This is a genomic window from Serratia sp. CY37869, assembly GCF_052168895.1.
Lineage (GTDB): Bacteria > Pseudomonadota > Gammaproteobacteria > Enterobacterales > Enterobacteriaceae > Serratia > Serratia ureilytica.
This window is the reverse complement of record NZ_JBJNLU010000001.1, coordinates 318,486-332,225: the sequence shown is the minus strand read 5'-3', so window position 1 is coordinate 332,225 and position 13,740 is coordinate 318,486. Positions and strand designations below refer to the sequence as shown.

The following is a 13,740-nucleotide window of genomic DNA, read 5'->3' as shown; positions in this document are numbered from 1 at the left end:
AGCAAATGAATAAATACAGGCCCTATGGTCGAATTCATTCATGCTGAATGCTGGCACAACACATAAACGCCAAGGCAGGCGGCAGTGAATAAAAAATTCATTCTTATCGTGATTTGTTTCGACTGTTATTTCCGCGAAAAATAAACATTAATGGCAACGGGAAATATTTTCCCATCCAAAAACATCCACTCTGGAGAAATGCCATGTCCACACGTAAAGCCGTTATTGGGTATTATTTTATTCCGACCAACCAAATCAATAATTACACCGAGACCGATACGTCTGTCGTGCCGTTCCCGGTTTCCAACATCACGCCGGCCAAAGCCAAACAGCTGACGCACATTAACTTCTCGTTCCTGGATATCAACGACAATCTGGAATGCGCCTGGGATCCGGCCACCAACGACGCCAAGGCGCGCGATGTGGTCAACCGCCTGACCGCGCTCAAAGCGCACAACCCCAGCCTGCGCATCATGTTCTCCATCGGCGGCTGGTACTACTCCAACGATCTGGGGGTGTCGCACGCCAACTACGTCAACGCGGTGAAAACCCCGGCGTCGCGCGCCAAGTTCGCCCAATCCTGCGTGCGCATCATGAAGGATTACGGCTTCGACGGCGTGGACATCGACTGGGAGTACCCGCAAGCCTCGGAAGTGGACGGTTTCATCGCCGCGCTGCAGGAGATCCGCACCCTGCTGAACCAGCAAACCGTCGCCGACGGCCGCCAGGCGTTGCCGTACCAGTTGACCATCGCCGGCGCCGGCGGCGCCTTCTTCCTGTCGCGCTATTACAGCAAGCTGGCGCAGATCGTCGCGCCGCTCGATTACATCAACCTCATGACCTACGATCTGGCCGGCCCCTGGGAGAAGGTAACCAACCACCAGGCGGCGCTGTTCGGCGATGCGGCCGGGCCGACCTTCTACAATGCGCTGCGCGAAGCCAACCTGGGCTGGAGCTGGGAAGAGCTGACCCGCGCCTTCCCCAGCCCGTTCAGCCTGACGGTCGACGCCGCGGTGCAGCAACACCTGATGATGGAAGGCGTGCCGAGCGCCAAAATCGTGATGGGCGTGCCCTTCTACGGCCGCGCCTTCAAGGGCGTCAGCGGCGGCAACGGCGGGCAATACAGCAGCCACAGCACGCCGGGCGAAGATCCGTACCCGAACACCGATTACTGGCTGGTGGGCTGCGAAGAGTGCGTGCGCGACAAGGATCCGCGCATCGCCTCCTATCGCCAACTGGAGCAGATGCTGCTGGGCAACTACGGCTATCAGCGGCTGTGGAACGACAAGACCAAAACGCCTTACCTGTATCATGCGCAGAAAGGGCTGTTCGTCACCTATGACGATGCCGAGAGCTTCAAATACAAAGCGAAATACATCAAGCAACAGCAGTTGGGCGGCGTGATGTTCTGGCATCTGGGGCAAGACAACCGCAACGGCGATCTGCTGGCCTCGCTGGATCGCTATTTCAACGCCGCGGACTACGACGACAGCCAGCTGGATATGGGCACCGGGCTGCGCTACACCGGCGTCGGCCCCGGCAACCTGCCGATCATGACCGCGCCGGCTTATGTGCCGGGCACCACTTACGCGCAGGGCGCGCTGGTGTCCTACCAGGGTTACGTCTGGCAAACCAAATGGGGTTACATCACCTCGGCGCCCGGTTCTGACGGCGCCTGGCTGAAGGTGGGCCGCGTGGCGTAAGCCGTAAAAAAACCCCGTAGCCGAATGCTGCGGGGTTTTCATTGAGTTAACCGTTTGATTTTCGCGTCCCTTCGTCTCTATTCCTTCAGTTGTGGCACCAAGGATAACCGCCATCCCGGACCACTTCGCGGCCCATCAGGCTGTAGACATCGCTTTTGCGCGTCAGCCGCTCATGCCACCAGTTAAACCCGGCGCCCTTGCTGGCCGGGTGCCACGCCAGCCAAATCATTTCGTCGCCCTTTTGCATCTCCACCGGCACCGTCACCAGTTCGCCGCTGGCCAATTCCTTTTCGATCAAAGCAGGCGGCAGAAAAGCGTGGCCGATGCCGCGTTTGAGCAGCGCCAGGTTGCTTTCCACGTCGCATACCACCAACTGACGCTGCAAGGGCAGCGTGCCGTGATTACGCTTGGGCAGCTCATGGCTGCTGTCGGCGATCACCACCACGATGTCGTTCAACCGCTGTTTCTTGCACACCGGCTTTCTCTGCGCCGCGAACGGGTGCGAAGGCGACACGCACAGCACAAAGTTGAGCTTGCCGAGCATCAGGGTTTTAGCCTGCACGCTGTCGGGAATTTGGCCGATGGCGATGATCAGATCCGCCCGGTTGTTCTTCAGCGCATCCCAGGTGCCGTTCAACGCTTCTCGCTGCACCGAGATACTGGCGTTCGGGCAATGCTGAATATAGTCGCGGATATCCTGCGTCAGGGTTTCCAACGGGAAGAAGGTGTCTACCGCCAGGCGGATATTATTGTCCAGCTTGGGGATGTTGCGCACCCGGCTTTCCAGATCCTGCACCGCATTTAATATCCAGCTGCCTTCCTGCAGGAGAAATTCCCCTTCATCCGTCAGGGTAATCATGGGGCCATTGCGATGAAAAAGTTTCACGCAGAGTTTGCTTTCAATATTGGAAACCCGATAAGAGATCGCCGAAGGCGTTTTATGCAGCGCCTCCGCCGCCATAGAGAAAGAACCGGTGCTCTTGATGGTGCTGATTATTTTAATCGCGTCCAGGGATAATCTAGTCATACAAATTCCTCTTTAAAATAAAATAAGAAAAATGACACTAAATTCCCAAGGTGGTGGCGCACAAAAATCGATCAAATCGAACAAGGGTACTCATAGCAACAAGCAATATACTTCATAAATGAGAGCGCTATCTTAAATACTATTCATCACGACCTGATATAAAATTCATCATAGCGCCCTACTTTTACACAGCGACAGTTAAATAAATTCAGCCTAACGATCAAAGATCGTCATCATAATAATTTTCGTTAATAGCCGTTAAAACATTCCGCTCTATCGCACGACCAGAATGATAAAAATAAAACAAGCCGACAAGAAGGGTTATTTCTAATTGCGTTATTAGTCTCTCATTTTGTCGGTGAAATACGCTCAACTTACAACATAATTTCAGTCAGGAGTGACTTATGAACAAAACTTCCCGTACCCTGCTCTCTCTGGGCCTGCTGAGCGCGGCCATGTTCGGCGTTTCGCAACAGGCGAATGCTCACGGTTATGTCGAGTCGCCGGCCAGCCGCGCCTACCAGTGCAAACTGCAGCTCAACACCCAGTGCGGCAGCGTGCAGTACGAACCGCAGAGCGTCGAAGGCCTGAAAGGCTTCCCGCAGGCCGGCCCGGTTGACGGCCATATCGCCAGCGCCAACAAGTCCACCTTCTTCGAACTGGATCAGCAAACGCCGACGCGCTGGAACAAGCTCAACCTGAAAACCGGCCCGAACTCCTTTACCTGGAAGCTGACCGCGCGTCACAGCACCACCAGCTGGCGCTATTTCATCACCAAGCCGAACTGGGACGCTTCTCAACCGCTGACCCGCGCTTCCTTTGACCTGACGCCGTTCTGCCAGTTCAACGACGGCGGCGCCATCCCTGCCGCGCAGGTCACCCACCAGTGCAACATACCGGCAGATCGCAGCGGTTCGCACGTGATCCTTGCCGTGTGGGACATAGCCGACACCGCCAACGCCTTCTATCAGGCGATTGACGTCAACCTCAGCCACTGATCCGTCAAAAGGGGGATGTCTCTGGAGGGTTCAGCCTGGCGCTGAACCCTTTTTTTGCGGGTGTCGCTATTGCGACATGTTGAGGATAGTGCGCACATTGAGCGCGCTGGTAGCGATAATGTCGATGGCGCCGGTGCGCAACGCGCCCAAAATCGCCAGCGCCTTGGTATTCTCGGAGGCAATGGCGATCACACACGGAATTTTGCGCAGCTCATCAATGCTCAGCCCAATCACACGGTCATTCATCACCGTATCGACATGCTGCCCCTGGGCATTGAAAAAGTCATAGCCGGCGATGTCGCCGATCACGCCCTGATTAAGGCTGGCGTCGATAATCTCGTGCGGCGTAAACCACCCCAATTTCACCATATAACTGTTTTCATTCATGTCGCCAATGCCGACTAACGCCACATCGGCCTTACGCGCGCGATCCAACGTTTCCTTGATCGTGCCGTTCTGCATGAAGGCGTCTTTCAGCGCGCGATTTTCGACGTAGGCCGGCGCATAGAGCGTCTCGCTGCTGCCGCCGAACTTCTTCGCCAGACGCCGGCTGATATGGTCGGCGTTGATCGCATCGCCCGGACGGTGGGTGCCGCCGATGCCGCAGATGAACTTGCAGTTGCGCTCCGTCACGCTGCCGACGTGATCGGCGATCGCCGCCACGTTGCGTCCCTGCCCGACCGCCAACACCATATCGTCTTTCAGCGACATCGCCAGGTAGTTGGACACCAGCGCCGCCACTTGCCGACGCTGTTCCTCTTCGTCCTGATGATCGAGCGCGATCAGCGCGCGGCTGATGGGAAAACGTTCCATCATCTGCTGTTCCAGCCGGGTGCTGAACACCGGGTGATAACGCACGTTGATCTCGACGATGCCTTCTTCCTTGGCGCGCTTGAGCAAACGACCGACTTTGATCCGTGAGATGCCGAACTTTTTGGCGATCTCTTCCTGCGTGATCTCATCCTGATAATAAGCAACGGCGATTTCGGTCAGCAGTTCGTTATCCTGGGACACAGTTTGTTTTTCCATCCGTTAGACGTTTCCCCACGGCAGGCCGGTTAATCATGGCGGAGGGACGATACACGCCCCTCCGACAATGCTGAATGCCCGCTAGTATAACGCGTTCAGGCGGCAACGGTATTCAGTCGTTGCTCCACCTCGTCCGCCAATCGGGTCAAGAGCAGGCAGCAAGATACCGCGCCGGCGTCCAGTACGCCGCGCGAACGCTCGCCCAGGCGGCTGGCGCGGCCGATTTTCGCCACCAGCTCGCGCGTGGAATCGCGCCCGCGCGCTGCGGCGATCCTCATCTGTTCCAGCGCAGCGGCGAAGTCGTCACCGCGCCCCGCCGCCTGCTCAAACGCCGCTACCGCCGGTATCAGCGTATCCATCAGACACTTGTCCCCCACGCCCGCACTGCTGATGTCCTGCAGTTCGCGCAAACCGCCGTGCAACATCGCCAAAAATGCCTGCTTATCCAGCACGCTGCGCTCGCGCACGCTCTCCGCCATGCCCATGAACAGGCTGCCGTACAGCGGCCCCATCGAACCGCCGATGCCCTCCATCAGCGCATCGGAAACCGCATCGAACGCCTGCGCCAACGTGAGCTCGCGGCCGCGAATGGCATCGCCGCACATCGCGAATCCCTTCGACATGTTAATGCCGTGGTCGCCGTCGCCGATGGCGCCGTCGATTTCGCTCAGGTATTCGCGGTTGCTGACAATGGTTTCTATCAGCCCCGTAACGATCTCACTGCCGTACCGGGTTGAAATTTGTTCCGTCATGATTCACTCCACCTGGGTTAAGCCTAAAGATTGCGCCGGCATGTCCAGCAGCGTTTTCAGTTCGTCATCCAGCGTCATCAGCGTCAGCGTCACGCCCATCATTTCCAGCGACGTGAAGTAATTGCCGACGTAGCGCCGATGCACCCGCACGCCTTTCGCCGTCAACCGACGCTCTATTTCGGCATAATAGATATACAGCTCCATCACCGGCGTGGCGCCAAGCCCGGAGATCAGCAACGCCACCTCCTGCCCCTGTTCCAGCGGCATGTCGTTGAGCACGAAATCGAGCATGGTGCCGGCCATCGCCGACGCCGACTGGATCGGCGACACCTCAATGCCCGGTTCGCCGTGATGGCCAATGCCGATCTCCATCTTGCCGTCTTCGATATGAAAATTGGGTTTGCCGACCGCGGGAATGGTGCAGGAACTGAGGCCGACGCCGATCGAACGACACCGGTCGATGGCTTTTTGCGCCGCGCCGATCACGCCGTCCAGATCGTATCCCTTGGCCGCCGCCGCCGCGCCGACCTTCCACATCAGAATTTCTCCGGCCACGCCGCGCCGTTTATCGATCTCACTGGCCGGCGCCGAGGCGACGTCATCGTTGGCCACCACGGTTTTCACCCGTATGCCGGCCGCCGTGGCCTTCTTGATCGCCATCTTGACGTTCATGTTGTCGCCGGCGTAGTTGCCGTACAGGCAAGCGACGCCCGCACCGCTGTCCGCCGCCTTGAACGCGTCGAGAAAAGCCCCCGCCGTAGGCGATGAAAAAATCTCGCCAATTGCGACGGCATCCAGCATGTTTTTGCCGACATACCCCAGAAACGCCGGCTCATGGCCAGAACCGCCGCCGGTGACGATGCCCACTTTGCCGGCGATCGGCGCCGGCGGATATTTCAACACCCGCGCATTGTCAGTGGCGGCGTAATAGTCCGGGTGGGCCAGCCTATAGCCCTGAATGGCGTCTTCCACTACGTGATCGGGATCGTTAATGATTCTGTTCATCGCGGCCTCTCTGTCGCCTGAATAAGAAATTATTGAATGGTGTAACCGCCGTCGACCACCAGGTTGGCGCCGGTGATCATCGCCGCCGCGTCACCGGCCAAAAACAGGGCGCTGGCGGCGATATCTTGCGGCTCGGCGAAGCGCCGCAGCGGGATTTTCTGCTTCATCTGCTCAGCCACCTCGCCAGACCAGGCCTTACGGCCCAGCTCCGTCAAAACGACGGTGGGTGAAATGGCGTTGACCCGCACGTTGTGCGGCCCCCACTCCAGCGCCAGCACCTGAGTCAACCCGATCACGCCCGCTTTGCTGGCGCAATAGGCCAGGTGATTCGGCAATGCCACCACCCCGGCCTGCGAGGCGAGATTGATGATGCTGCCGCCGCGCTGACTAATGAAACGGCGCCCTACCGCCTGGCAGGTGAGAAACACGCCTTTCAGATTGACCGCCAGGGTTGCATCCCACGCCGCTTCCGGCAGTTCCTCAGCGGGATGCAGCGCGACGATGCCGGCGCTGTTGACCAGCACGTCCAGCTGCCCGAAATGCGCCTCACTCTGCGCCACCGCCCGCTCCACCGACGCGGCATCGGTGACGTCGGCCACGACGCCCACCGCCGCCTCGGCGTCCAGCTGTCGCGCCACTTCAGCAACCTGCGGCGCACGATCGAGCAGCGCCACGCGCGCGCCGTTTTGCAGATAGCGTTCGGCGATAGCGAGGCCGATCCCCGCAGCGCCGCCGGTAATCAGCGCCACCTTGCCCTGCAGCGAGAGCTCGCGCGGCGCCGTAGTTTGATGATTAATCATATATTTCCCCTTAAAACTGTGAACTTCACCCTCGGTCAGGATATTTTCGCCAAACTCGCGCCGCGTTCTTCCTGCGCCATCGCGCTTTCCTTCGGCAGCGTGACAAATTTCATCAGCACGCCGCTGAACAGGTACAAACCGGTAAAGATCCAGATCACGCCAACGGTGCCGAGACTGCCGATAAACAGCCCCACCACCGCCGGGCCGACAAAGGTGCTCAGGCCGGCGCCCAGATTGAGAATCGACATCGCCGCGCCCTTATTGTCCGGCGCCAGCGACGGCATGATGGCCGACAGCGGCACGAACGCCGCCAGGCAGGCGCCGAACAAACCGGCGGCGCAAACGGTCAGCAGGTAGTTGGCGCCGAAGAATTGCGGTACGTAGTAGAACATCAGCGTGGTCAAGGCGCAGCCGACGCAGCCGAACCACATCACCACATTGCGCCAGCCGAGACCGTCGCTGATCACGCCGAAAATCAGGTTGAAAATGATGTTGACCGTCCACAGCGCGGCGTACATCTGCAGCCAATGCGTGCGGGTGAATCCCATATCCATCATGTACATGGGCATGAATACGACGAAGCCGTATGCCGCGGAGGTATTAATGGTGCGCACGATGCCGCCCAGGCCAATCTTCGGGTTTTCAAACGCGATGGTGATGCCTTTCAAGACGTAACCCAGCGACGCCTTTTCACGGTTGCCGCTCTGTGCCGCGCCGTCGTCGCGATTGAGCATCAGCGCAATCACCGCGCCCAGCACGACGAAAATCAGCGCGCTCCACAGCGTGTGGATCTCGCCGAGATAAGGCAGCATGATGCTGGAATACAGCACGCCCAGCACGCTGAGCCCGCCGCTGTAGACGAACCAGAAAATCCCCACCGCCGACCCCAGCCTTTCCGGCGGCGCCTCATACGCCACCCACACCAGAAAACCGTAGGCGAACAACGGATAACCCAAGCCGCGCAGCGCATAGGTCGGCACCATGATCGCCAGGTTGTTGCTCGGCAGGCCGAACGTCAAAAAGCACACCGAACCGAACAGAAACAGCAGCAGGCCGGCCAACATCACTCGCCGGGCGGTAAAGATTTCCGCCAGCACGCCGGAAAACCAGGCGGCGATCGCGGCCGCAAAGCCATAAACGCTGAACAGCAGCGCCGATTCCTGAATGCTCAGCCCCTTGCCGATCAAATAAGGCGACAGCCATCCTTGTTCCAGCCCTTCGCCCATCATGAACACCAACACGCCGGCATAGCCCAGCAGCAGTTTCGGTGACAGACCAATGCGATGAATCAGTCCATGCAACATAGAACACCCCAGCACATGTGATTATGGAGGCGCAGGCTCGCCCGCACCCGAAGAACGATGCAGGTTTCAGAGGTTTGGATTAAGCACCACTTTGATTGAACCGATGCCGCGCTTCATCAGCTCGAAGCCCTCGGCGAACTGTTCCAGCGGCAGCGTATGCGTCACCACGCCTTCGGTCGGCAGATCGCCATTGGCGATGCCTTCGATCACCAGCGGGTAGCAGTAAGGGCCGAGGTGCGAACCGAGCACGTCCAGCTCCTTGCGGTCGCTGATGATGCTCCAGTCGACGGTCACCGGATCCTTGAACACGGAAAATTCCACGAAGGTGCCGAGTTTGCGGATCAGCGTCAGGCCCTGTTCCACGGACTTTTGGGCGCCGGTCGCCTCGATGTAGATGTCGCAGCCGTAGCCGTCGGTCATCGCTTTAACCGCCGCGGGCACGTCGTCACGGGTCGGGTTCAGCGTCACATCCGCGCCGAAGCGCTTCGCCAGCGCCAGACGCTCATCGGACAGATCCAGCACCACCAGCTTCGAGGGCCCGGACTTTTTGATCGCCCCGATCATGCCCAGCCCCAGGGTGCCGGCACCGGCCAGCACCACGACATCGCCCAGTTTGATATTGGCGCGTTGCACCGCATGGAAGGAGCAAGCATAGGGTTCGATCAGAATGGCTTTTTCGATCGGCAGATCGGCCGGCACGTGATAGTTAATCGCCTCTTTGGTGAACTTCATGTACTCGGCCATGCCGCCATTGACGTTTTTCTGGAAACCGTACAGGTCATGCTTTTCGCACATCCAATACTGGCCGCGGTTGCAGAAGCGGCATTGCCAACAGGGAACGATCTGTTCTGATATCACCCGATCGCCGAGATTGAAGCCCTCGACGCCTTCGCCGTATCCCACCACGTGGCCAATAAACTCATGACCGGGGATCATCGGCGCCTTGATGTATGCCGGTTGTTTTTCATCGCCCCAGAAGCTGGGCGCCCCTTCGAACGCTTTAACATCGCCGGCGCAGATGCCGCAGGCCTCGATCTTCACCAGGATCTCTTTCGGGCCGATCTTCGGTACCGGCACCTGTTCCAGGCGGTAATCTTTCGGGGCGTACGCCACAACCGCCTTCATGATCTCGGGGATACCGTCCGCCATTTTCGCCTCTGTCATGCAGGTCTGACACATAGCACTCTCCTCTGGTAGGGTGACTCTTTATGATCAATAACACAAACAAAGAACAAATGAACACTAACGTCACGCGTTCAATTTGCCCACAGAGAACTTGCCAAACTGTGATATCGCTCAAAAACCCGTTTGCATGAGGATAAATAACGATTAAAACCTCTTTTTTAGTGACGCTCGTCACCTTTTAAAGGGAGGAACAGAAAAATCAGGCAAAAAACAAAAGAACACCAATTGAACATTTGATTAAACAGGGATACGGTAATGAACGTGGCGCCACCGAGGATCGCCGCCCTTTTCGTTACCAATCAGGAGACCGCTATGCTGCCTATCGCCATCGGCGCCGACGATGCCGCCATTGAACTGAAGGATCTGATCGTCGCCCACCTGCAACGACGGGACATTCCCGTCATTGACTACACGACGGATCGCACCGCAGAAACGGGGATCTATCCCGATATCGCCTATCGCGTCGCGCAGGCGATACGGGAGGAAAAACATCGGCGGGGGATCCTGCTGTGCGGCACCGGCATCGGTATGAGCATCGTGGCCAATAAAGTGCCCGGCATTCGCGCGGCGCAATGTCACGATACCTACTCCGCCCAACGGGCGCGCAAAAGCAATGATGCGCAGATCATCACGCTGGGCGCGCGGGTCATCGGCGCCGAACTGGCGAAAACCATCGTCGATGCCTGGCTGGAATCGGAGTTTGAAGGGGGAGGATCGGCGCCGAAAGTCGAGCGGATCGGCTATTACGAAAACGCGGTCGGTCGGCGTTAAATCGCCTGCAGTCTCGATGGCGGTCGCGCGCAAGCCGCGCTCCGCCTGGGTTTATTCGTCATTCATTGTTATTATCCATCGCAACAATCAGAAAAAGCGCATTTTCATTCTCGATCCGATGATGCAGTGTGTTCCCCCTATGATGAAAAAGGTTCTCATTTCCCTACGTTGAGCTTGGTCAAGGAGCTTATCAATGAATCAATTAGACGCACTCAAGCAGCTGACCACGGTGGTCGCCGACAGCGGCGATATCGAATCCATCCGCCAGTTCGAACCCCAGGACGCCACCACCAACCCTTCGCTGATCCTGAAAGCCGCCGCGCTGCCGCAGTACAAAGCGCTGATCACCGAAGCGCTGGAGTATGCCCGCCGCCAGGGCGGCAGCAAGGAAACCCAGCTGATCAACGCCAGCGATAAACTGGCAGTCAACATCGGCGTCGAGATCCTCAAAAGCGTGCCGGGCCGCATCTCCACCGAAGTGGACGCCCGCCTGTCGTTCGACCGCGGCATGTGCGTCGCCAAAGCGCGCAAACTGATCGGCATGTATCAGGAACAGGGCATCGACAAATCGCGCATCCTGATCAAGCTGGCTTCCACCTGGGAAGGCATCAAAGCCGCCGAAGAGCTGGAAAAAGAAGGCATCAACACCAACCTGACGCTGCTGTTCTCCTTCGCTCAGGCCCGCGCCTGCGCCGAAGCCGGCGTGTATCTGATCTCGCCGTTCGTCGGCCGCATCTATGACTGGTACCAGGCTAAACAGCCTGCCGCCGACTACGACGCCGATCAGGATCCGGGCGTGAAATCGGTGCGCACCATCTATGAATACTACAAGCGTCATCGTTACCAGACGGTGATCATGGGCGCCAGCTTCCGCAAAGTTGAGCAGATCCTGGCGCTGGCCGGCTGCGATCGCCTGACCATCGCGCCGAACCTGCTGGAGCAGCTGAAAAACAGCGAGCAGCCGGTCGAACGCAAGCTGACCCCGTCGACCGAGGGCTTCCACCAACCTGCCCCGCTGGCCGAAGCGGAGTTCCGCTGGCTGCACAATCAGGACGCCATGGCGGTGGAAAAACTCGCCGAAGGCATCCGCCTGTTCGCCGTCGACCAGCAGAAGCTGGAAGACATGTTGGCCGCTCAACTGTAATCGCACTGGAGTTTCGTTATGTCTTCTCGTAAAGAGCTTGCCAACGCCATCCGCGCACTCAGCATGGACGCCGTACAAAAAGCAAATTCCGGCCACCCGGGGGCCCCTATGGGCATGGCGGACATCGCCGAAGTCCTGTGGCGCGACTACCTCAACCACAACCCGACTAACCCGCACTGGGCTGACCGCGACCGTTTCGTGCTCTCCAACGGCCACGGCTCCATGTTGATTTACAGCCTCCTGCACCTCACCGGCTACGACCTGCCGATGCGCGAGCTGGAAAACTTCCGTCAGCTCCATTCCAAAACCCCGGGCCACCCGGAGTACGGTTACACCCCGGGCGTTGAGACCACCACCGGCCCGCTGGGCCAGGGTATCGCCAACGCCGTCGGCTTCGCCATCGCCGAACGCACCCTGGCGGCGCAGTTCAACCGCCCAGGTCACGACATCGTCGACCACCACACCTACGCCTTCATGGGCGACGGCTGCATGATGGAAGGCATCTCGCACGAAGTCTGCTCCCTGGCCGGCACCCTCAAGCTCGGCAAGCTGACCGCCTTCTACGATGACAACGGCATCTCCATCGACGGCCACGTCGACGGCTGGTTCACCGACGACACCGCCCTGCGTTTCGAAGCCTACGGTTGGCACGTGGTGCGCAACGTCGACGGCCACAACCCGGACGCCATCAAGGCCGCGATTGAAGCAGCCCGCAAGGTGACCGACAAGCCATCGCTGCTGATGTGCAAGACCGTTATCGGCTTCGGCTCGCCGAACAAGGCCGGCACCCATGACGTGCACGGCGCCGCGCTGGGCGCCGCCGAAGTGGCCGCCACCCGCGAAGCGCTGGGCTGGAAATACGCCGCCTTTGAAATTCCGCAGGACATCTACGCCCAGTGGGACGCCAAGGAAGCCGGTCAGGCCAAAGAAGCGGCCTGGAACGACAAGTTCGCCGCCTACGCCAGGACCTTCCCGGAACTGGCCGCCGAGTTCAAGCGCCGCATGAACGGCGAGCTGCCGGCGGACTGGAAAGCGGACGCCAAAGCGTTCGTGGAAAAACTGCAGGCCAACCCGGCCAACATCGCCAGCCGCAAGGCGTCGCAGAACGCGCTGGAAGCGTTCGGCAAGGTGCTGCCGGAGTTCCTGGGCGGCTCCGCCGACCTGGCGCCGAGCAACCTGACCATGTGGTCCGGTTCGAAAACGCTGAACGTTGACCCGGCGGGCAACTACATTCATTACGGCGTGCGCGAGTTCGGCATGACCGCCATCACCAACGGCATCGCGCTGCACGGCGGGTTCCTGCCGTACTCGGCGACCTTCCTGATGTTCGTGGAATACGCCCGCAACGCGGTGCGCATGGCGGCGCTGATGAAGCTGCGCAACGTGTTCGTCTACACCCACGACTCCATCGGTCTGGGCGAAGACGGCCCGACCCACCAGCCGGTGGAGCAGCTGGCGAGCCTGCGTGTGACCCCGAACATGAGCACCTGGCGTCCGTGTGACCAGGTGGAATCGGCGGTGGCGTGGCAGTACGGCATCGAGCGCAACGACGGCCCGACCACGCTGGTGTTCTCGCGCCAGAACCTGACCCAGCAGCCGCGCACCGCAGAGCAGCTGGCGAACGTGTACCGCGGCGGCTACGTGCTGAAAGACTGCGCGGGCACGCCGGACGTTATCCTGATTGCCACCGGCTCCGAAGTGGGCATCACGGTGGAGGCGGCGGACAAACTGACCGCGGCGGGCCGCAAGGTGCGCGTGGTGTCGATGCCGTCGACCGACGCGTTCGACAAGCAGGATGCGGCGTACCGCGAGTCGGTGCTGCCGGCAGCGGTAACGGCGCGCGTGGCGGTGGAAGCGGGTATCGCGGACTACTGGTACAAGTACGTGGGCCTGAACGGCGCTATCGTGGGCATGACCACCTTCGGTGAGTCGGCGCCGGCGGAGCAGCTGTTCGCCGAGTTCGGCTTCACCGTGGACAACGTGGTGGCCAAGGCGCAGGCGCTGCTGAAGTAAGCCGCCGGG

12 protein-coding genes are annotated in these 13,740 nt (G+C 59.4%); 5 read left to right on the top strand and 7 right to left on the bottom strand.

All coding sequences use genetic code 11. From position 1 onward, the window contains the following. Positions 1-203: 203 nt before the first annotated feature. Positions 204-1,703 carry a glycosyl hydrolase family 18 protein gene (locus tag ACJ8J1_RS01670; RefSeq protein ID WP_033643983.1) on the top strand — a complete coding sequence of 500 codons (1,500 nt, stop codon included), beginning with the start codon at positions 204-206 and terminating at the stop codon, positions 1,701-1,703. 85 nt (positions 1,704-1,788) lie between these two features. On the opposite strand, the gene ACJ8J1_RS01665 is transcribed toward ACJ8J1_RS01670, so the two are convergent. After that, positions 1,789-2,730 (bottom strand): LysR family transcriptional regulator, encoded by a 942-nt coding sequence (locus tag ACJ8J1_RS01665; protein WP_025303805.1) that lies wholly within the window; start codon positions 2,728-2,730, stop codon positions 1,789-1,791. 404 nt (positions 2,731-3,134) lie between these two features. Here ACJ8J1_RS01665 and ACJ8J1_RS01660 point away from each other — a divergent pair, with 404 nt between their 5' ends. Next, positions 3,135-3,728: a lytic polysaccharide monooxygenase gene (locus tag ACJ8J1_RS01660; protein WP_033643984.1), complete on the top strand. Its 594-nt coding sequence runs from the start codon at positions 3,135-3,137 to the stop codon at positions 3,726-3,728. A 66-nt stretch (positions 3,729-3,794) separates the two neighbouring features. Here ACJ8J1_RS01660 and ACJ8J1_RS01655 read toward each other — a convergent pair whose 3' ends face one another. From ACJ8J1_RS01655 to ACJ8J1_RS01630, 6 genes are all read right to left on the bottom strand, one after another. Continuing rightward, positions 3,795-4,757: a sugar-binding transcriptional regulator gene (locus ACJ8J1_RS01655; RefSeq protein WP_004936575.1), complete on the bottom strand. Its 963-nt coding sequence runs from the start codon at positions 4,755-4,757 to the stop codon at positions 3,795-3,797. A 95-nt stretch (positions 4,758-4,852) separates the two neighbouring features. Continuing rightward, positions 4,853-5,509: a dihydroxyacetone kinase subunit DhaL gene (gene dhaL / locus ACJ8J1_RS01650; RefSeq protein ID WP_033643985.1), complete on the bottom strand. Its 657-nt coding sequence runs from the start codon at positions 5,507-5,509 to the stop codon at positions 4,853-4,855. 3 nt (positions 5,510-5,512) lie between these two features. After that, on the bottom strand, positions 5,513-6,514 hold the full coding sequence (locus ACJ8J1_RS01645; protein WP_015378693.1) for a dihydroxyacetone kinase subunit DhaK: 1,002 nt from the start codon (positions 6,512-6,514) through the stop codon (positions 5,513-5,515). 29 nt (positions 6,515-6,543) lie between these two features. Continuing rightward, on the bottom strand, positions 6,544-7,314 hold the full coding sequence (locus ACJ8J1_RS01640) for an SDR family oxidoreductase (protein ID WP_050594438.1): 771 nt from the start codon (positions 7,312-7,314) through the stop codon (positions 6,544-6,546). Positions 7,315-7,349: 35 nt separating this feature from the next. After that, a complete protein-coding gene (locus ACJ8J1_RS01635) occupies positions 7,350-8,618 on the bottom strand; it encodes an MFS transporter (RefSeq protein ID WP_033643986.1) in 1,269 nt (422 codons plus the stop codon). A gap of 66 nt (positions 8,619-8,684) precedes the next feature. Beyond that, positions 8,685-9,797, bottom strand: coding sequence for an MDR/zinc-dependent alcohol dehydrogenase-like family protein (locus ACJ8J1_RS01630; protein WP_033643987.1), 1,113 nt, complete (start codon positions 9,795-9,797; stop codon positions 8,685-8,687). Between the two features lie 318 nt (positions 9,798-10,115). On the opposite strand from ACJ8J1_RS01630, the gene rpiB reads away from it, so the two are divergent. The 3 genes from rpiB to tkt all read left to right on the top strand — a co-directional run bounded on the left by rpiB (position 10,116) and on the right by tkt (position 13,731). Then, entirely contained in the window at positions 10,116-10,574 is a 459-nt protein-coding gene (gene rpiB / locus ACJ8J1_RS01625; protein ID WP_033643988.1) for a ribose 5-phosphate isomerase B, read from the top strand. A gap of 193 nt (positions 10,575-10,767) precedes the next feature. Beyond that, positions 10,768-11,718 (top strand): transaldolase, encoded by a 951-nt coding sequence (tal, locus tag ACJ8J1_RS01620; protein WP_016926754.1) that lies wholly within the window; start codon positions 10,768-10,770, stop codon positions 11,716-11,718. An 18-nt stretch (positions 11,719-11,736) separates the two neighbouring features. Next, complete coding sequence (gene tkt / locus ACJ8J1_RS01615; RefSeq protein WP_033643989.1) at positions 11,737-13,731, top strand: transketolase; 1,995 nt, start codon at positions 11,737-11,739, stop codon at positions 13,729-13,731. Positions 13,732-13,740: the final 9 nt, after the last annotated feature.